Genomic DNA, 19,734 nt, shown 5'->3' on the forward strand with positions numbered 1-19,734 from the left:
GCCTAGGCGTCGCCGACCGGGGGGCGGGCGGGCCTGCGCCGGTTGGTGAACCAGCGCAGCAGCCACTCCACCGGCCCGTAGCGGTGGCGGCGCAGCCACCACCGGCTCCAGACGGCCTGCGCCGCGAAGATGCCGACGCCGATCGACACCACATGGAACGGGCTGACCTGGTCGACCAGGCTCAGCCCGTAACCGGTGAAGATCAGCGAGCTGATCAGCGACTGTCCCAGATAGTTCGTCAACGCCAGCCTGCCGGGCGCCGCGAGCGCCCCGGCCAGCCGCGGCACCGCGGGCAGCAGGCGCAGCAGGGTGGCGGCGTAGGCCGCGGCCAGCAGCGGCGCGGTGACCAGGTTCACCGTCTGGCCGACCATGTGGTACGCGTGCCCGCCTCCCGACCAGGTCGAGTGCGCGTAGACCAGCGCCCCGGCGAGCCCCGCGGTGAATCCCGCCCACTGCAGCCGCCGCAGCGTGGCCGTGTGCCCGGACAGGTCGGTCAGCAGCCGCAGCTTGCCCAGGGCCAGCCCGACCAGGCACGCGGCGAGCACCGTGGGCCCCTGGAAGAAGACCCGCAACACGAAGATCTTGGCGAGCTTGTGCAGGTGCTCGTTGATGATCATTGACGCGGAGCCGTGCAGGGCCCGGTCCGACACGGCGGCCTGCGCCGCGCTCTCCGAAACGGCCTCGGAGGCGTCGGTGCCCAGCGCCGCCAGCACGGCCAGCAGCAGCACCCCCACGGCCAGTGCCACCGTCATCGCGAGCGCGGCGATCATCGCGGTGCGCGGGGTGATCCGCCGCACCGCCAGCAGGACCAGCCCCACGATCGCGTACGTCGCCAGGATGTCACCGGGGAACAGCAGGATCCCGTGGGCCAGGCCGAGCAGGAACAGCCCGCCCAGGCGGCGCAGGAACCGGGGGACGAAAGCCGCCCCCGACCTGTGGGCCGAGTCGATCTGGAGGGTGAAGCTGTAGCCGAACAGGAAGGCGAACAGCAGATAGAACTTGTTCTCGAAGAGCACCGAGACGACCCAGCGCACCTCCCAGTCGAGCGGCGCGGAGAACGACGGCGCCGCCAGCCCCGCCATCCGGTATCCCGAGGCGAGATAGGTGATGTTGACCACCACGATGCCGAACAGCGCGAAACCGCGTAGCGCGTCGACCGCCGCGATCCGCCGCCCTGTGACCTCGGTGGAGGCCCCCGCCCGGCCACGGGGTCCCTCTGCGAGCATCTGACCGTCCTTCGAGCAGTTCGAGACGTGCGCCCCCCGGCGAACGGTGCTCAGTATGGCGCGCGCCGATCGTCCGCCGAGAGACTTTGTCCTTTGCTGAGCTCAGGAGCCGATGACGATGAACCTCTCCGCGATCACCCCTACGGCCAGCACGAACGCGGGCACCGCGACGAGCAGGATGCGCCTCCTCGTCCTCCTCGTCCTGGCCGTCTGATCGCGGCCGCGCAGGAGGAACACCTCGTAGCCGAACAGCGCGATCCACGTCACGCCCAGTGCGCCCAGGCCGATCGGCGTCCACGGAGAGGTCGGGTCGCTGCCGCCGGTCGGTACCCCCGGCTCGGGGATCTCGGCCCCCTCGGGGTAGGTCTTGAGCGTGTAGACGGCGGCGTCCTCACCGTTGAAGACCCGCTTGAGCTCCTTGTGGGCGTCGAGCGCGGCGCGGAACCTCGGCGCCCAGTCCGTCGGGAAGCCGTGGTTGAGCTGCAGGTATCCGGCCTGCCCCCGGGTGGCCACCAGATAGGTGTTGGGCGGCGACACCCGGAGCTTGTCGATCACCGTGGAGAGCAGGGCCGGGTTCTTGTCCACCAGCACCTGCTGGTAGGAGATCTTGTCGAAGTCGCGTTCGCCCCACGGGATGCTCGGGGTGACCTCCTCGCCGACCACCGGGACCAGGTAGAGGACGCGGGCGCTCGGCTTGTCGTGGTCGTAGACGTAGTGCATCGCCGCGACCTCGCTGGCGGAGACCCGCTCGAACTGCTCGTTGCCGTACCGTGCGACCAGGAAGACCATCGCCAGCACCATGGCGCACCCGGCGGCCAGCAGCAGCGAGATCCGCCGCGTCAGCTCCGGGTTGAACCGGATGTTGCGCTTGCGGATCGGCACCGTCTCCTCCGGCGCGTCCTCGGTGCCCGCGGGGAGGTTCGGGAAGAAGGCGTACGCGGCCAGGATGCAGGCGCCGGGCAGCGCGAACAGGTAGATGCGCAGGCCGATCTCGCCGCCGTAGTTCTGCAGGCCGAGGGCGAGCACCGGGATGCACAGCAGCAGCAGGGCCGCGCGGTCGCCGACGCCGCGCCGCAGGCGGCGGAACAGGCCGGCGGCGGCCAGCGTCAGGATGACGCCGCAGATGCCCAGGCGGGCCATCAGGACGAGCGCGTGCTTGGGGTCGCTGCCGTCGATCCGGTCGCCGGTGTTGCTCTGGAGGTTCTCCAGGATCCGGCCCAGACCGCCGAAGAGCTGGTCGATGTGCCCGCTCCAGAAGGCGACCGTCTGGTAGCTGATCCACGCCAGCACCATCAGGCCCAGGAAGAAGGGCAGCCCCCAACTGAGCGAGGAGCGCCGCAGCAGGATCAGGCCGGTCAGCGCGCCGAGCATCATGAACGGAGTGATCTGGTGCGAGGCGGTCGCGGTCGCGAACAGGCCGATCAGCACGATCAGCATGATGGCCCGGTCGTAGACGCCGGTGGAGTGCGGCAGCTCGCCCGGCGTCAGCCCGTCCAGGCGGGCCAGCAGCCGCCGGACGAACCCCTTGGCCGGCATCGGTTTCTCGCGGGGCTCCACCTTGCCGAACCAGCGCAGCACGATCGCCACGAAGGCCAGGTAGATCGCGTACGTGAAGCCCTGGGAGGAGAAGTAGTCCTGGCCGATCCACTGCACGATGACGAACAGCAGCGCGGCGAACCAGCGGGCCCGGGTGGTGGCGACGACCTGGCGCAGGATCAGCACGAACGGCAGGAGGTACAGCAGGTTCGACAGCAGCGGCGTCCACCGCATGATCGTCGTCAGGTCGGTGACCCCGGCGGCCTTCGTGATGAACCCCACCAGCGCGAAGAACCCCGGCCACGCCAGGCGGGCGTCGAGGAGGGCGGAGGACTCGCCGGTGCGGTTGATGTACTCCACGAAGCCCGCGTGGACGTAGGCCGTGTGGAACCTGGCCTCGTCCTCGATCAGGGCGGCCGCCCCGTGCAGGGCGAAGGTGATCGCCGCGATCTGGAAGAGCAGCAGGAACTTGCGGTCGGTGTTCTGCGCGATCGTGACGAAGAACGCGACGAGCATCAGCAGGATCGCGGCGAACGCGGTCGGCGGCATGGCCGAGATCAGGCCCACCCCGTCGATGTCGTTCAGGTCGACGCCCCGCAGCGGGCCCGGCGCGACGCGCAGGGCCAGCACGTACATGATCAGACCCTCGATGGTGAGGACCGGCGGCAGCCACACCATGGCCGACCGCATCACGGCCTGCAGGCGTGAGGGCCTGGCGGCGGGCGCCGCGGACGGAGGCATGGCGCTGGTCGCCGGCGCCGCCTTTCCCGCTCCCTTCCCGGTTTCCTTTCCCGCCCCGGAACCGGTCCCCGAGCTCCTCTGCGTGCCCTGTGGGGCCTGGTGGGCCGCTGGGGTTTCTGTGACCTCGGGGAGGTGCTTCGAGGCCTCCAGGGGCTGCCTGGGCGCCCCGGCGGACCTTCCCCGCGGCTCTCCGCCAGGAAGCTCGGCGGACTCCCAGGGGTCGGAGGGCTGCGAGGGCGCTGAGGGCGCTGAGGGCGCTGAGGATTCCGCGGCCGGCGGGGACGTCGAGGGTTCCGAGGGCCTCCGAGTGGTGGAGGCGGGCTTGAGGAGTGGCGCGGCCCGGCCGGGCAGGCGCATCTCCGCCGTGGTCTCGAATCTGTCCTCGTCCTCGTCCTCGGTGGGCGCGGGCGGGACCTCGGCCGTCTCGGCCGTCTCGTTTTCGGAAACGCCGGCCGGGGGCGGGGCGACCGGGCGGAGGGGGAGCCTGATGACGGCGGTGACCTCGGGGTCGTCGCCGTAGACGCTGTCATCCGGCGCGTCGCCCGCTTCGTCCGCGGCATCCGCCTCGTCCAGGGCGTTCGCGTCGTCCGTGCCGCCCGCGTCGTCCAGAGCATCCGCGCCGTCTGAGGCGCTCGCGGCATCCGCGGTATCCGCCTCGTCTGAGGCGTCCGCGTCGTCCAGAGCATCCGCGTCGTCCGCATCGCCCGTGGCGTCCGCGGCGTCCGTGTCCGGCGGCGTGCCGTCGTCGGCCGCGTCGTCGCGCGGGTCGCCCCCCGAAGCCTCCTCGCCGTCGGACGTCTCTCCGCCGGGACTCTCGCCGTACGGACCCCCGCCGGGCGTCTCGCCGTCCGGAGCCTCGCCCTCGGCGATCTCGTCGTCCGGGAGCTCGCCGGGAGCCTCGTCGTCAGGCGCTTCGGAGGGCGCCGTGCCGGTGGGCTCGCCGTCGGACCCGGCCCGGGTTCCGTCCGAAGGCGCGGGGTGGGTGGGATCGATCTCCCCGACCTCGGCGGTCTCCGCCGCCCCCGTCGTCGTCACGTCATTACCTGCCCGTTGCCTCACGTCTAACATCATGGCGGCTACGCGGACCAGGGTGTGACGAGTCACCGCGGAGATCCGTCATGTCCGGGCGCTTCGCGTAGATCGTTGAGAAGCGGTGCGGCGGCCGTTCTCCGGCCGGGCGGCCCCTCTCCCGACGCCTCCGCTCCCGGGGGAGGGGGCGTCGGACGGAACGAGGACCGCCGGTCACACCGGGTCGGCCACCGGTGCGCGACCCGCCCCGCGGATCGCGCGTCTCCCGGGGCGTGGCCGGTGGTTCACGCCTGGCCGCGTACCTTGCGCAGACCGTATCGTGTGCGCCTGACGACGGCGTACCCCTTCGTCAGCATTCGTTCCCTCATGTAGATCAGCGGGACCTGGTTTCCCTCGACCGCCCGGCTGAACATCTTCATCGACGTGCCCTCGGCGACGGTCAGGCGCGGCAGCGCGAGCACGTCGTGCCTGTCGGCGGCGATGGCGTTGTTCACCGCGCAGGCGGCCCAGTATCCGGCCTTCCTGACCTCGCGCCGCACGCGCACGCTGGAGTAGCCGTACGGGTAGGCCATCGTCGAGACCAGGGAACCGATCTTGTCTTCCAGCAGGGCCTTGTTGCGCCGCAGCTCCTGGCGGAGCTCGTCCTCGGGCAGCTGGTCGAGCTGGGGATGGCTGTGGCTGTGCCCGCCGATCTCCATGCCGCACGAGGCGGCCTCGCGGGCCTGGCTCCACGACAGCATCGTGTCGAGGGGCCTGCCCGCCGCGTCCTTGCCCGCGTCGCGGACCCACCCGCTGGTCAGGAAGACCGTCGCGGGGAAGTCGTAGCGTTCGAGCAGGGGCAGCGCCTCACTGTGGAAGTCGGCGTACCCGTCGTCGAAGGTCACCACGACCGGCCGCTCCGGGATGGAACGGCCGTTGTTGTTGTGCAGCGAGGCGACCAGGTCGGCCACCGTCAGCGGCGTGAAGCCGTTCTCCTTCAGGTAGGCCAGCTGCTCGGCGAAGGCCGAGGGGCGTACCGCCAGCGGCTTCGTCTCGGCGTTGGGCCGGTCGGAGACCGAGTGGTACATCAGGATCGGTACGCGGATCATGACGCACGCACCCGCTTCATCTTCAGTCGAAGGGAGCCGACGATGTAACCCCAGGTCGTCCAGGCGAGGCCCACGACGATCGCCCCGGCCCTGCCGAGGCCGGACGGGTCGCCCCGCAGCGCCTCGCCGACCCCGCGCAGCGCGCCCAGCGGCAGCGCCTTCAGCGCGTGGGCCCGCTCGCTCGACAGTCCGTCGCCGGCTCCCACGCTCTGGGCGACCAGCGCCTTGGACAGGCCCTCGGCGAAACAGCGCGAGCGGAAGTAGGCGAACGTCGAGCGCACGGGCGGCACCTTGTGGCCGATCACCGCGGCCGGTTCGAACAGCATTCCCGACCCAGGCATCCGCTGCGAGAGCCGGATGCAGAACTCGGTCTCCTCACAGCCCAGCGGGCGGGGCTTGCGCCCCTGCACGCTGCGCCCGATGCCGGTGTGGAACCCGCCGACACCGCCGATGACCTCCCTGCGGAAGGCCGCGTTGCCGCCCATGACGTTGCGGATCCGGGCTCGTTCCGTGGGCATGCCGAGATAGCTGCACCCCACGGTCCAGTCGAACTCGTGGGGGTACCAGCCGGGCCGGTGCCCGATGCCCCACAGCGGCCTGGTCAGCCCGCCCACCCCCACGATGGTCGGGTCCTGGAAGCCCTCCTCCAGTGCTTCCAGCCAGCCAGGCTCCGCGACGGCGTCGTCGTCCAGATACGCCACGATGTCGCCGGAGGCGGTCGCCGCACCGGTGTTCTTGCCACCGGACAGCCCCTTCTCCTGAGCGTTCTCCACCACGATCGCGCCGGGATACTCCTTCTTGAGCCTCAGGTGGAGATCCGGGTTGTAGTCGACGACCAGGATGATCTCGTGCGGCGCGTGCGTCTGGTTCTCGACCGACTCGACGGCCGCCCGGATGTCATCCCAGCGGTCCTCGGTGTAGACGCAGATGACGACACTGCTTCTCATGGTTACGCGGCGCCCTGGTCGGCGGCCGGGGCGGCGGCGGCCGGCTCGTGAACGACGGGAGCCGGGTTGCTCCGCCACTCGCGGATGATGGTCTTCAGCACCCGGATGCCGTCGCGGACGGCGTGCAGGTTGCTCTCGCCGTGGATGCGGCAGCGCTCGTGGCTGGGGACCTCGTGAACCTTGAGACCGGCCTTGGCGGCGCGGACGTTCATCAGGGTCTCGATCTCGAAGCCGTCGCAGTCGAGGTTGAGGACGTCCAGGTGGCGGGCCCAGAAGGCGTTGTAGCCGTAGCACAGGTCGCTGTAGCTGGTGCCGTACATCCTGTTGACCAGCGCGGTCAGTGTCTTGTTGCCGAACTTGCGGATGAACGTCAGGTCGTCGCTGCCGCCGCCGGAGGCGTATCGCGAGCCCTTGACGAAGTCGGCGCCGGTGACCAGCGCGCCCACGAACTGGATGATCTCGCGGCCGTCCGTGGACCCGTCGGCGTCGATCATCACGATGATGTCGCCGGTGCAGGCGGCGAAGCCCGCCGAAAGCGCGTCGCCCTTGCCCTTGCCGGTCTGGTGCACCACGCGGACGTTGGGACGCAGCCTCCTGGCCACGGCGACGGTGTCGTCCTTCGAGTTGCCGTCGACCAGGACGATCTCGTCGATCCACTGCGGCAGCGTGGCGAAGACGTGCGGAAGGTTCTCCGCCTCGTTCATGGCGGGGACGACGACGCTGACGGTGGGGGAGATCGCCATGTTGGGCGTGATGGGGGTGAACCGCTCTATGGGTGGCACCGCCCTCAGCGGTGGCTTGTTGTTGTAGTGCTTGGTGATCTCGGGACTCATTGTGACGGATGTCCTTCCGGGCGCTCGGTCGTCAGGGGTGACTGGCGGACGGACCCGGGGTCTTCGCCGATCGGGACGACCGGCGGAAACGGCGAATGCGATGAGGGATGCATGCGAGGGTCCTGGCGGGTGGTGTGGTGATGAACGGGAGCGGTCTAGCCCACTCCCCATGGTTCCTTGACGACCGGAGTGCCTGATTGGTTCTGCGCGGGGGAGCGCATACGGCCGAAACCCTTCAACACACGGTCGGCAAGCCTGTACAAATTCGGGCGATCTGTAACGATCGTTCGTGCCTTGTTGACCGGGGTGCGGCCGATCCAGTGGACGGCGGCGGCCGGGGAGGGACGCGACACGCGGCCTTCCGCGACGAAGAGGTCACCGCTTTTCAACCAGCTCTTGTACTCGCGTCCGCCCTTGCCCATGTCGACCTGCTGCAGCCCGGAGTTCGCGGCGTGCTCGGCCATGTGCAGGTGGTGCATGATGCCGGGGGAGTAACGCGCGAACTCGGTGTCGTAGGCCGGGAACCAGCCCACCAGGGTCGTCGCCGTCCGGAGGCCGAAGTGACCGGCGACGGGCCTGTCTCCGGCGTAGACCATGGTCAGGACGCCCGCGAAACTCTCGGACCTCGCCGCGTGCATCTCGTCGAGCAACTGGACGATCCACGGCTGGGCGAAGCGGTCGACCCGGCCGGTCCTGCGGTACTGGTCGGACTTCCAGTTGGTGAGCGTGCGCAGCGTGCCCGGGTCGGCCGAGTACCACTCGAAGCGGATCTCGCCCTGCTCGCGGCCGAGCTTGCGCTCCTTGTAGCGGACAGTCTTGAGGTTCTTCGGCGAGTTGGCCTTCACCTGCTCGATGTAGGTCTCGAACCCCACGCTGAGGTCCATCACCGGAGCCGGTCGCACGTCCGACTCGTACGGCGCGAACGTCGGCTGGCCGGGGACCAGGTGGTCGAAGTCGAAGACGGAGAGCTTGCAGGCGCGCAGCAGGGTCCGGACGTCCAGCTTGAGGCCGGGGACCGAGATCAACCCGTGGCAGGTGGTCAGGAAGCCGCCGAGAGGCTTGCCGATCCCGAAGCTGTGGCGCTCGTAGGGGAAGAACCCCACGATCTTGCCACCGTCCTGGATGACCGCGACACGGACGTAGTCGCGCAGCCGCCCCATGGCGAGCGTGAACTCCACGGAGAGGAAGGGGTTGTCCAGCGACGGATCCGCCACCTGCAACTCCCGCCATCGTGAGATCTCGGGCTCCCCGAGGTCCTCCGGGCGAACGATGACGATGTTCACCTTGACCTGGCCCCCTGTTCGGTCTGCAAGCTCCCGCTCCCCCGATACAACACGCGTAGTACGTATATGAAGCCGCCGAGCACCGCGATCGTCGCGACTCCGGCACGGGGCGACCATGCGTCAAAGGTAAGCATGGCAGCGGCCAGGAGAACGTTCACAACCAGGCTCGCTGCCGCACCCACTGATAGTGCCGCAAGCGGGTCACGATCACGCAACAGTCCTACCACTGCGGCGCCCGGCACGACCAACAGGAACAGGGGCGTAAGGAACAAGCGTAACGGAGTGTCGATGTCGGCCAAGGCGATCACGGCTCCCGCGACACAGGCGAGAGTGAGGGCCCAATTGAGCACCCTGCGTTTGATCGACATCTCCGAGCTCCTGGTTGGTAATGATGTGACTGATCGCGCTCTTCATGTGACCAATCACTCAACATGGACGTCAATGCCGACGCTCGGCACCAGTCCATGGTTTACCTGATCCACGGGAGAAGTCTCGGTGTTAGGTAAAACGAGATACGGGAATCAGTCCGTCGCCCCCTCGGAGCTCGCTCCGGCGGAAGGGGTGGGAGTCGGATCGGGAGCCGGCTCGTCCTGGGGCGTGGAGGCCTCGGACTCAGGGCTTTCCCAGGAAATCGCGCATCCGGCGTTGCCGCCGGCGGACCTGAACGCGACCCGCCCGGCGCCGCTCTCCGACGGATCCTTGGCGGTGACCCAAATCACGCTGCTCGTGCCCGCCCTCAGCCGCCCCTGCGCGGGGTGGACGTCGAGCCCGCCGGAGGTGGTCGCCGACCACGAGACCGTGGCGTTGCGCGCCGCGAGCCGGATCTGCCCGGCGCCCTCCCCGATGTCGCCCGGACACGAGACGCTCAGCCGTCCGGCCGCGGGCGGCCTGGCGGCGGTGCGGGTGGGGCGGGGCCGCCCCGCCGTGGGGGCGCGGCTCGGTGCCGGTCGCGCCGCGGTGGCGGTGGGGACGGCGGGAACGGGCCTCTCGGTCCTCCGGCTCCGCTTCGGCGTGGGCGTCGGCGCGGCCTCCGCCTCCGGCTCCTCCGGCGGCGAGCCGGCCTCCGGCTCGGGGCCGGGCTCCAGCGTGATCAGCGCGGGCTCCGTCCCCGGCGCGGTCCGGGGGTCCCTCAATGCCCCTCCGGCCAGGTCCTGCCCGCCCACCACGACCACCGCCCCGGTGGCGGCCAGCACGCACACCACCGCCAGCAGCACCGGCCCCCTGCGCCCGCGCCGCCGCCGTCGCTGCGCGGGCGGCGCCTCCGTCCTCCGCTTCCCCTCGCCGGGGGGCGGCGGTGTACGCCGGACCCCGGGGTCTCCCGCCGGTGGCGTGCGTCGTACCCTTGAAGCCTCCGCCGGCGACGTGGGCCAGACCTCGGTGCCGCCGGCCGGCGGGGTGGGCAGGGCCTCACCGTTCTCGGGGGACTCCCCGGGCCACGCCTCGTCGGGGGACGACGCGGGCCGCGATCCGCCGGCCGTGGATGGCGCGGGCCACATCTCGTCGTCGGGAGACGACGTGCGCCAGACCTCACCGTCGGGAGACGACGCGGGCCGTGACTCGCGGGCCGTGGATGGCGCTGGCCACATCTCGTCGTCGGGAGACGACGTGCGCCACGCCTCGCCGTCAGCGTACGGCCGGGTGCGCCAGGTCTCACCGTCCGGGGACGGCGTCGGTGACACCTCGGTGTTCGCGGGTGGCGTGGTGCGCCACGCCTCGCCGTCAGCGGGGGGTGCCGGCCAGGCGTCGGGGTTCGTCGTCGGGGCCGGCCACGCCTCGGCGCTCACGGCCGGTGCCGGCCAGGCCTCGACGTCCACGGGAGGTGGCGCGTGCCGCGCCTCGCCCTCCGCCGGCCATGACGCGCGCGGGGTCCCGGCGTCCGTCCGCGGTGTCGCGCGTCCGGGCTCACCGTCCGCCGGCGACGCCATCACGTACCTCGGCGCCGTCCCGATCTCGGGGTGGCGCGGCGCGCTCTCCGGGGAGCGTGTCCCGGTGTCCGCGTGTCCCGCCCGCTTCTCCCCGTACCGCGCCTCCGTCCCGGCCGGCCACGCCCTCACGTCCGGGTGTGACGTCCCGGGGTCCGCGGGGAGCGCCGCGTGCCGGGAGCGGGTGCCCTCGGGGGGCGTGCTCCCCCCGCCCGAGGGGGAGTTCTCGTCGCGTGCCCGCCTGCCGCCCGCGCCCTTCCTGCCACCCCACCGGCGGCCCCCCGAGCGCCGTTCGGCCGCGACGGGGAAACCGGCCTTGTCGAAGCCGTTCCCGGCGACGATGGCGGCGCGGTCCTCGCGCGCCTCCGGGTTCACGCAGGTCTCGATCACCCGGCGGCGCAGGGAGAGCGGAGGGTAGGCCAGGGGGACCAGGTCCAGCAGCCGCCCGGCCGAGACGTGCCGGTCCCTGCGCTCGACGCAGACCTCGCAGCGGCCGATGTGGGCCGACAGCCGCCTGCGCAGCAGCGTGGTGAGGGGGCCCTCCCACGAGTCCACCATCGCCGACAGGTCGGGGCAGTGCGCCCGGCCGACCTTGGCGAGCACCACGGCGGCGGCCGCGTTCTCCAGGTGGTCGCGGGCCCGGCCGAGCCTCGCCGTGACCTGGCGGGAGGTCAGCCCCAGCACCGCGCCGACCTCGCCGCTGCCGAGGTCGTGGCGGAGCGACAGTTCGAGCACCTCGCGCTCCTGCCCGCTCAGCTCCGCCATCGCCTCGTGGACCAGGGCCGCAAGCTCCCGCTCGCCCGGGTCGTCGTGGACGTCGGGCGGCGGCGCCGACCCCCGCGGGCCGCCGCGCCCCTCGTCCGCGCACCGGATCCGCACGAGCGCGTACAGCCACGCGCGCAGGCGGCCGGGCTCGCGCAGGCGGTCCACGCCGCCCTGGGCCGCGACCAGGGCGTCGTGCACGGCACCGGCGGCGGCCTCACGGTCGCCCAGCAGCGAGTGGGCGTAGTCGTTGAGACGTTCGGCATAGGAGTCGTAGAGGCTCGCCGGCGCCGTTGTGTCGGCACGCCGCAGCGCCTCAACGAGTTGTTGATCGTCGGTTCGGCCGACGGTCGGCCATCCGGGCACGGACATTCCTCCCCCGCGAGACGGGCTCGTTCACGGGTTTCACCACTCACCCGTTCCAGCCCACACGCGTAGGACGCCACCTCCCGGCAACCGGTTGACCAAAGGGGTTCATATCATGCCGACACGGTATGACCTGGGAAAACTGCTACGGCTGGTGCCAATGTGACACCAGCCGTACAGGATGAAGGTGAGGGGGAAGGGTCAGTCGCAGTTGGGAGCGCAGAGCCGGCGCTTCATGCCCTCCAGGAAGAACTTCCTGACCTCCAGGATGTCCTTGGCGATGTACGCGTCACCGGCGGTGGCCTTGGCCAGGGCGTCCATCTGGCGCTTGCCCTTGGGGGCGTCGGGACCGAAGGCGATGATCAGGACGCTGACCGGCTTCTCCGGGTCGAACTGATCCTTGAGCCGCTTCAGGATCTGCTGGTTGCTGATCCCGCCGTCCGGGTCGTCGTTGCCGGCGCCGTCGGTGAGGATCAGCACCGTGTTGATCTTGTCGCTCTGGTACTCGTCGGTCATCTGCTTGTAGGCGGCGGCGAGGGTGTCGTTGAGACCGGTGTCGCCGGTCGACTTCGCCCGGGTCGTGATCAGCCTCTGGTTGATCACGTCCCTGCGCAGGACGCCGTTCATGTCCTCGGTGAGCGGGCCGACCGGGACCGTCTCGCGGTAGTCGACCCCCTGGCCGTTGAGATGGGTGGAGAACTCCCACAGTCCCATCTCGCTCTTGGCCGGGAAGAGCTTCATGCCCTCGACGGCGATCCTGCTGATCGCCTGCATCCGGGTCAGCCCGGTACCGGGCACCGGCAGGGCCATGGTGCCCGAGACGTCCAGCAGGGTGATGAGCCTCGTGCCCAGCTTGATCCGGGACCAGGTCTGGGACATCCTCGCGACGGTCTTGCCGTCGGGCGGCTCGATCGCCTGCGGGGCCTTGGCCTGGAAGCCCTCGGAGCCGGAGATCGCCTTGCCGCCCTTGCCGTCCGGGGTGCGGAACCCCTGGTCCTGCAGCGTCTTCCTGGACGCCTCGCTGCCCAGCTCCTTGCGGAACGCCTCGGCGGCCTTGCGCACGGCGGCGTCCTCGGCGGTGACCACCACCGGGTAGTCGAGGTTGATGGTCCCCTCTGCCGGATACAGCGGCACGGCCGGGACCTCGGGCTTCTTGGACTTGTTGAACGCCCAGACCCCCTGCTCCGAGGAGATGCCCAGCGGGGCCTTGCTGCCCTTGACGCCGAGACTGGCCAGCAGCGCGTCCTGGTCGCGGACCGTCGACGTCGACCCCGACAGGCTCTTGAGCGCGCCGACCAGCTGCTCCTCGCCCGCGCCGGAGGCCGTGGCCACCCCGGCGGCGGCCAGGAGCGCGCCGAGCCCGGCGGCGTTGAGCGAGGGATCCAGCACGAGGACGCGCACCTTGCGGCCGGGCCCGTCCACGTTGGCCACGTTGGCGGCGCTGATCATGCCGCCCCAGCTGGCCTCGCCGAAGCTCTTCTTCAGGTTCGGCACCACCGAGCCGGAGGCCACCATGACGATGGGGGAGCGGGCGATGGACTCGCCCGCCTCGGGCACCTCCTGGTTCCTCGCCCGCAGGTTGGTCACCCACAGTTTCGAGTCCGGGATCCACATGTCCATCGCGGCGGCCTTGCCGCCGCTGAAGGAGGAGGCCACGGTCGCCGAGGCGCCCTTGGTCACCGTGACCGTGGCGCACCTGCCCTCGATGTCGTGGGCCGCCTTGTTGAAGCGCCCGGCGATCTGGGACAGGGCGGGCTGGATGTCCGGGGAGGCGGTGATCCGCAGCGGGAGCGCCTCGCCCCCGCACGCCCCGGCGCCGCGGTCGCGGTTGATGACCACGAACGCGGCGACGCCGAGCAGCACCGCGAGGGCGACGGACCCGGCCAGCGGGACCAGCACCTTGCCGCGTCCCCCGCGCCTGCGTCTGGGCTGCGGTTCCTTGTACGGGGTGTAGCCGTCCTCGAGTTCATCCGTCCGGTGACGTCCGCCCACGATGTCCTCTTTGGTGTCGATGTCATGGAGCTAGCGGGTCACCCTATCGGGAGGTCGTCCGCAATATTCACGGAACTGTACTGGGAATGGTTACTGGGGCAAAAAACGCATTTCGGTGCCGCTGTTACCGTATGTGTCGATCATTGAGCCCTGCGTCCGCGCGGGCCGCCGACGACCGGCGGCGGCGGAGATCACCTGGTCGGGCGGCAGAAACAACGGAAGATCGGCAACGGGAGACAGGCGACCGGCGGCCGGTGGAACCGGATGGCCGGTGACGGGAAAAGGCGATCGGCTGCAGCACCCGCGGCGATCGGCGGCAGCACCGGCGGCGATCGGCGGCAGCACCGGCGGCGATCGGCGGCCGATGGCCGGGGAGCCCTGCGGCGGCGGTCGGGGAAGGGCGGTCAGTGGCAGCAGGAGTGCCCGCGCCACGCCCTGAGACCTTCGCGCACCGCCACCGCCGCCAGCAGAACCGCCATGGCGGGATCGATCCACCACCACCCGGCGGAGTTCAGCGCGAGCCCCGCCAGCACCCCCGCCGCGAGCAGGGCGCAGAGGAGGTTCTGCGTCCCCTCGCCCGCGGTCGCCGCCGAGTGCAGCCGCACGCCCAGCCGCCGCTTGGCCATTCCCAGGAACGGCATGCCGACCACGCTGGCCGCCGTCACCACGATCCCGAGCACGCTCGGCACGGCCCGGTGACCCGCGTCCAGGTCGTGCGCCACGTGCAGCACCAGGTAGGGGGCGAGGATCCAGAAGCTGATCGCCACCGCCCTGCGGGCCCGTGCCTCGGCGTGCGCGGACCCGGTCCTCGCCCCGGTGAACCGCCAGACCACGATCAGGCTGGCCGCCGCCTCCACCAGGGCCGACACGCCCCAGCCGATGAGGGCGACCGAATGCGCTCCCAGACCGGCGGCGATGCCGAGCACGCTCTCGACGCCCAGCCAGATCAGGGTGGCCAGGGAGAGCGCGCGAGCCCTGCGGGCGTCACGCAGCCACTCGGCGCTCGGCGGCGCCAGCACGATCTGATCGGTCACGACGACCTCCGGATACCGCTCGACAGCGCTCGGTAATCTATATGTCACGGAGTGTGGAAGGGGGGAAAGCGGCAAAGCTCCACGCGGTGACAGCGGCGTGTTCCCACGAGGCGGCCGTGTCGCAAGATGGACCTGTTCAGCGGATCGTCGGAGGGAAACCCGTGCCGTTCACGCCCAGTCACGTCGCAGCCGTGCTGCCGATGATCTCCTCGGAGCGAGTACGCCGGTTCCTCGACCCCTGGGCCCTCGCGCTGGGGGCGATGGTGCCCGACCTGCCGATCTTCTTCCCGTTCCTGCCCGACTACATGATCTGGCACTCCCTCAGGGGCGTCCTCACGATCGACCCGTTCGCCGTCGTCGTGCTGCTCGCCGTCTTCCACCTGGTGCTCCGCGACCCGCTGACCGCGCTCCTGCCCCCCACCCTCGCCGGGCGCGCCGCCTCGCTGACCCCCGGCATGTACGGGCTGCGGCGGCTGCCCGCCGTGATCGCCGGAGGCGTCGTGGGCGCCCTCACCCACAAGCTCTGGGACTCCTTCACCCACTCGTACAGCTCGGCCCTGTGGGGCTGGAGCTGGCTGGACACCCGGGTGGCGGGAGTGATCTCCCTGTTCCGCCTGCTGCAGTACACCTCCACCGTGATCGGCCTGGCGGTCGTCCTCTGGTGGGCCTGGCGCGGGCTGGCCGGGATGGAGCCGCGGCCGGTGCCCGAGCGGCTGCTCCTGCCCGCGGGCGAGCGGGCGGCCGTGCTCCTGGCCACCGCCGTGTCGATCCCGCTGGGCGCGGTTGCCTGGTCGGTGGCCTTCCCCTCGGGCACCACTGCCGAGCTCGTGACGAGGCTGGGCGCGGGGGTGGTCGTCGGCTGCTCCGCGATGCTGCTCGTCTACGCGCTGATATGGCAGCTCAGGCGGGTCATGGCAGTATTCGAGGGTGCCTGAAGCCATCGACCCCCACCTGGCCGACTACGCCAACCTGCGCGACGTCGAGCTGCGCAAGAGCATGGAGGCCGAGCACGGCCTCTTCATCGCCGAGGGGGAGAAGGTCATCCGCCGCGCCGTCGCGGCGGGCTACCCCGTGCGCTCCGTCCTCCTCACCTCCCGCTGGGCCGAACCTCTCGCCGACCTCCTCGGCCCGCTCGGCGACCGGGTCCACGTCGTGGACGACGCCGTCATGGAGGACGTCACCGGCTTCCAGGTCCACCGAGGCGCCCTCGCCGCCATGGAACGCCTCCCTCTTCCCGGGGTGGAGGACCTCCTGTCCGGCCGGGCCGCTCCCGGCGATGGAAGTCACCTCGCCCAGGCGGGACCCGATCCCGGGACCGCCGAACTCACGACACGTTCCCTGCGCGGTTCCGCGCCGGGTGCCGCCCGCGAGGACGGCGAGCCCATGGCACGGACCGGCTTACCGCCCCGGCGCGTCCTGGTCCTCGAAGACCTCGTCGACCACGGCAACGTCGGCGCCATCTTCCGCTGCGCGGCCGCCCTGGGGGTGGAAGCGGTGATCCTCTCGCCGCGCTGCGCCGACCCTCTTTACCGGCGCTCGGTGAAGGTGTCCATGGGAGCGGTCTTCGCGATCCCGTACGCCCGCATGACCGACTGGTACGCCGGCCTGGCCGAACTGCGCGCAAAGGGCTTCCGGACGCTGGCCCTCACTCCCGACCAGTCCGCCACACCTATAGATAGGGCTCCTATGGCCGACCGGGTGGCCCTGCTGCTCGGCTCGGAGGGGGACGGGCTCTCCTCCCGCTGGCTGCGCGAGGCCGACGAGGCGGTCTGCATCCCGATGAGCCCGGCCGCAATGGGCATGGGCGTCGACTCCCTCAACGTGGTTGCCGCGGCGGCCATCGCCTGTCACGGCCTCATGCGAGGTTCGATCTCGGCGCCGTGAGGTGATCGATGACGCCGCTCACCACCATCCTGTGCATGCGATGTCGGGCCGGTTTCCGGCTTTACCGCAGGCACGCATCGTGTAACCGGAATGATTGTGCGCGACTGTGTACACCTGACGCCCCCCGTAGGGGATTCTGGTCACACTCAGTTGCTTCCAGGTGTCGCCGCCGTCGATCGACCAGTCGACCCAGACCGAGTCCCCGCGGGATCCATTGGATATCTTCCCCCAAGCGCAGTTGGCGCCGGAGTGAAAACGTAGTTCGAACGTCCTGCCGAACAGAGTCGCCGATCTTTCCGTCGAGATGAGCGCGGGATTCCACAGGTTGGGGTTTCCCCCGGCCCGGCACTTCGATGGGTGCTGTGCCCCAAAACGGCGGACGGCGTAGTAGTAAACGTCCGCGAGCCTATGGCATTCCTGCTGTGCGGCCCAGCCCCTGTACTCATCGCAGATCGTATACATGTCCTTCCTGAAGTTGTCGTCGATGCGCTTCCGGTTGTCCTCGGTGAGACGGTGCTGGATTCGGTAATTGCGATAACCGAAATCGTGGCGTCGGCAGGCGTAGTCGAATCTGTACCCCGATGGCGCGTCAGGTGACTTGGAGCAGTCGTCCGCCGTCCATCTCAGAGCATCTCCCGAGCTGTTGTGCTTCTCGTCCCACACGGCCTCGAACTCGTCCAGGGAGTACTCGAAAAGGTAGCGGTCCGTCGCCTCCTCGAGATCGTCGGACGTTCGGAGCGTTCGAGCGTCCTCGGACCCTGCCTTCGTGGTCGCGCTCGCGGCATGCGTTCCGGTCAGAAGGAGGGGAACGGAAAGGATGAACGCTCCGGCTGTGCGCAGGACACGGTGAGGGCGATGGGGCATATTTTCTCCGTTGACTGTGTTGGCGGCGCGCATGATGGGGACGTTCGCTTGTCGTCTACTTCTTATCTTCCGCGCCTTGCCATCTCAATCGTGCGCGATATTCCTGTTACGTTTCCGCCATCCGGTCAGAATTCCCGTGCCTCCGGTGTAAGAATATCGCAGAAAAGGACACGTGGGCATTAATTGGATAGAATATGACAAAAGGGTTTTATAGGAAGAGGACTCTCTTTTTGTGATAAGTATGGATTTCTTATAAAGATGAGAGGATTGCAGAATGAAGTAACCCTTGCCTGCCTCTGGCGCGTCGCATCTTCGGCGGGTGATCGGTTCTTCTTCACCATGGAGGTGGCAGTGCGCCTGCGCAGCAGGATCATCCTGGCGACCGTCCTCACCGTCGCCGCCTGCGCCGTCGCCTGGCTGGTGTGCCTTCAGGTCGGGCTTGACGGCGACAGCACGGGAACGGTCGTCGGTCTTGTCGCCTTCGCGGTGGGGACGCCACTGACCATGTGGGCTGGTCTGGAGGATGAGGCGAAACAGGGCGTTTTCGCCTGGATGAACCTGCGGATCGTTCTGCCGGCCGCCGCCCGGCGTATAGCTCTTCGTGCGACGACCCTGGCGGTGGCTGCCGTGCTGTTGGGCGGGGACGTCCCGGCTTCGGTACGCCTGTTCGCCTCCGGTGAGGTCGCGCTACTCGATCTCGCCAGCGGGCCGGGCGTCGTGATCCCACTGCGAGGTGGAGGAGTCGCCGTCTGTGGCCGTCGCGACCGGCGCTGGCTGGATCCCGTCATCGAAGGGAAGTGGGTCGCGCCGCAGGGGGCGTCGGCGTTTTTCAGCACCTACAGCGGTATCGAGGTGATCGGCCACAGCAAACGCGCCCTCGTCTTCGGCTGGCGTGACAGCGACCACCGGTGGAACGGGCCCGACCTGGTCAAGATCGATGGGTTGACGGTTCAGGACGTCGGGGGGAGAGCCTCTTTTCTCCAGATGAGGCCATACGAGAAGATCCGGTTTCTGGCGTTCGCACCGCGCAGGCAGGGCGGTATCGCCTTGGTGGAGCGCCCGGACCATGACACTAAAACGCCATTCGTCTGGCGTTGGCGGGGAGAAATAGGGAAAGGTGCCGGGCGGGTTGACGCGATCACCGTGGTCCAGATCGGCTGGGAGAGCCGATTCGTGGCGGTCCTTCGCTCCGGAGAGCGGTTGATCCGGTTGGAGAGGGCTCCCAGGCCCGTGGCTCCCATCCACAAGGGATGGAAGGCCATGCCGCTGCGATTGGACATCTCCGCCGGCTCGGTGACAGGCAACCCGGTGGCCGTCGTCACCGATGTCACCGTCGACTCCCCTGGGATGATTCGCCTGCTCGTACCGGTGAAGAACGGCCTGATCATGGCTACTGCCTCCGCCGTGGACAGCGGTTCCTGGATTACCGAGCGGCTCCCGGTGACCGGCGGGGTCGATTCCGTGAGTGTCACGGACGGCGAGGAAGGTGGTCACAAGACCATTGAGGTGATCTACCGGCGGGGATCGACGGTTTTCCAGCTGTGGCGCGATCACCGGGGACGGTGGCGGGACCCCGCCCGGCTGGTCTGTGGGTGACGGCTCTGTGGGTGACGGCGCCCGTGTCCCTTGCCGTGGCGGTTGACGCCGGACGGCGGGACTCCTCCGGGCTCGCGACGGTCCTTTCGGCCGGTTCCTGGTGAAGATCTTCAAAGACTGGACGGAACCGCCGACGACCATGCGCCTGGTGCCGCTGGGGAGGCGTTCATCTACATCCTCACTGTCAGTCGATGACCAGCGTCGCGGGGCGGCGCGCGTCCACCTCGATCTCGATCTTCATGCGGGGGTCGGCGAGGCCGCACACGAGCATCGTCGCGGCCGGGCGGATCTCGCCGAAACGGCGGCGCAGGGCCGGCCAGCAGGGCTCGAAGTCCTCGCGGTCGGGCAGCATGTACCGCACCCGGACGACGTCGGCGAACGAGCAGCCCGCCCTGGCCAGGGCCTCTTCGATGTTGCGCAGGCACTGCTCGGCCTGCTCGACCACGTCGTCGGAGATCGTCATGGTCGCGTAGTCGTAGCCGGTCGTCCCGGACACGTGCACCCGGTCGCCGTCGACCACCGCCCGCGCGTATCCGATCCGCTCCTCGAAGGTGGAACCGCTCAGGATCGCGAACCGCTCAGTCATACGGCCAACCGTAGGTCCTCCCGTCCGGTTCGCGCACGGTCGTCT

Annotated in this window: 14 protein-coding genes; 3 read left to right on the plus strand and 11 right to left on the minus strand. The window is 69.9% G+C overall.

The features are described from left to right. Positions 1-2: 2 nt before the first annotated feature. The 9 genes from ACTOQ1_RS08905 to ACTOQ1_RS08945 form a co-directional block, all read right to left on the minus strand. Positions 3-1,226 carry a DUF418 domain-containing protein gene (locus tag ACTOQ1_RS08905; protein ID WP_440065775.1) on the minus strand — a complete coding sequence of 408 codons (1,224 nt, stop codon included), beginning with the start codon at positions 1,224-1,226 and terminating at the stop codon, positions 3-5. Positions 1,227-1,328: 102 nt separating this feature from the next. Then, positions 1,329-4,538 (minus strand): hypothetical protein, encoded by a 3,210-nt coding sequence (locus ACTOQ1_RS08910; protein ID WP_440065776.1) that lies wholly within the window; start codon positions 4,536-4,538, stop codon positions 1,329-1,331. Positions 4,539-4,816: 278 nt separating this feature from the next. Next, entirely contained in the window at positions 4,817-5,620 is an 804-nt protein-coding gene (locus tag ACTOQ1_RS08915; protein WP_440065777.1) for a polysaccharide deacetylase family protein, read from the minus strand. Further along, complete coding sequence (locus ACTOQ1_RS08920; protein WP_440065778.1) at positions 5,617-6,567, minus strand: glycosyltransferase family 2 protein; 951 nt, start codon at positions 6,565-6,567, stop codon at positions 5,617-5,619. Before ACTOQ1_RS08920 ends, ACTOQ1_RS08915 begins: the two co-directional genes overlap by 4 nt. A gap of 2 nt (positions 6,568-6,569) precedes the next feature. Continuing rightward, positions 6,570-7,400, minus strand: coding sequence for a glycosyltransferase family 2 protein (locus tag ACTOQ1_RS08925; RefSeq protein ID WP_440065779.1), 831 nt, complete (start codon positions 7,398-7,400; stop codon positions 6,570-6,572). 155 nt (positions 7,401-7,555) lie between these two features. After that, entirely contained in the window at positions 7,556-8,683 is a 1,128-nt protein-coding gene (locus ACTOQ1_RS08930) for a GNAT family N-acetyltransferase (protein WP_362687360.1), read from the minus strand. Between the two features lie 521 nt (positions 8,684-9,204). After that, positions 9,205-11,733, minus strand: a complete 2,529-nt coding sequence (locus ACTOQ1_RS08935; protein WP_440065780.1) for a sigma factor-like helix-turn-helix DNA-binding protein — start codon at positions 11,731-11,733, stop codon at positions 9,205-9,207. A gap of 201 nt (positions 11,734-11,934) precedes the next feature. Then, positions 11,935-13,725, minus strand: a complete 1,791-nt coding sequence (locus ACTOQ1_RS08940; RefSeq protein WP_440065781.1) for a substrate-binding and VWA domain-containing protein — start codon at positions 13,723-13,725, stop codon at positions 11,935-11,937. A 404-nt stretch (positions 13,726-14,129) separates the two neighbouring features. After that, entirely contained in the window at positions 14,130-14,759 is a 630-nt protein-coding gene (locus tag ACTOQ1_RS08945) for a hypothetical protein (RefSeq protein WP_440065782.1), read from the minus strand. A 161-nt stretch (positions 14,760-14,920) separates the two neighbouring features. Between ACTOQ1_RS08945 and ACTOQ1_RS08950 the strand changes: the two genes are divergently transcribed. Both ACTOQ1_RS08950 and ACTOQ1_RS08955 read left to right on the plus strand, forming a co-directional pair. Beyond that, positions 14,921-15,694: a DUF4184 family protein gene (locus ACTOQ1_RS08950; RefSeq protein WP_440065783.1), complete on the plus strand. Its 774-nt coding sequence runs from the start codon at positions 14,921-14,923 to the stop codon at positions 15,692-15,694. Next, complete coding sequence (locus ACTOQ1_RS08955) at positions 15,687-16,643, plus strand: TrmH family RNA methyltransferase (RefSeq protein WP_440065784.1); 957 nt, start codon at positions 15,687-15,689, stop codon at positions 16,641-16,643. Before ACTOQ1_RS08950 ends, ACTOQ1_RS08955 begins: the two co-directional genes overlap by 8 nt. An 18-nt stretch (positions 16,644-16,661) precedes the next feature. Here the strand turns inward: ACTOQ1_RS08955 and ACTOQ1_RS08960 are convergent, their stop codons facing one another. Next, positions 16,662-17,540 carry a phospholipase gene (locus ACTOQ1_RS08960; RefSeq protein ID WP_440065785.1) on the minus strand — a complete coding sequence of 293 codons (879 nt, stop codon included), beginning with the start codon at positions 17,538-17,540 and terminating at the stop codon, positions 16,662-16,664. 225 nt (positions 17,541-17,765) lie between these two features. Between ACTOQ1_RS08960 and ACTOQ1_RS08965 the strand changes: the two genes are divergently transcribed. Further along, complete coding sequence (locus tag ACTOQ1_RS08965; RefSeq protein WP_440065786.1) at positions 17,766-19,103, plus strand: hypothetical protein; 1,338 nt, start codon at positions 17,766-17,768, stop codon at positions 19,101-19,103. A gap of 184 nt (positions 19,104-19,287) precedes the next feature. Here the strand turns inward: ACTOQ1_RS08965 and ACTOQ1_RS08970 are convergent, their stop codons facing one another. Next, complete coding sequence (locus ACTOQ1_RS08970) at positions 19,288-19,689, minus strand: RidA family protein (protein ID WP_440065787.1); 402 nt, start codon at positions 19,687-19,689, stop codon at positions 19,288-19,290. Between the last annotated feature and the right edge of the window lie 45 nt (positions 19,690-19,734).

The sequence above is a fragment of the Streptosporangium sp. OZ121 genome (assembly GCF_051918885.1).
In the GTDB taxonomy this organism is placed as follows: Bacteria; Actinomycetota; Actinomycetes; order Streptosporangiales; family Streptosporangiaceae; genus Streptosporangium.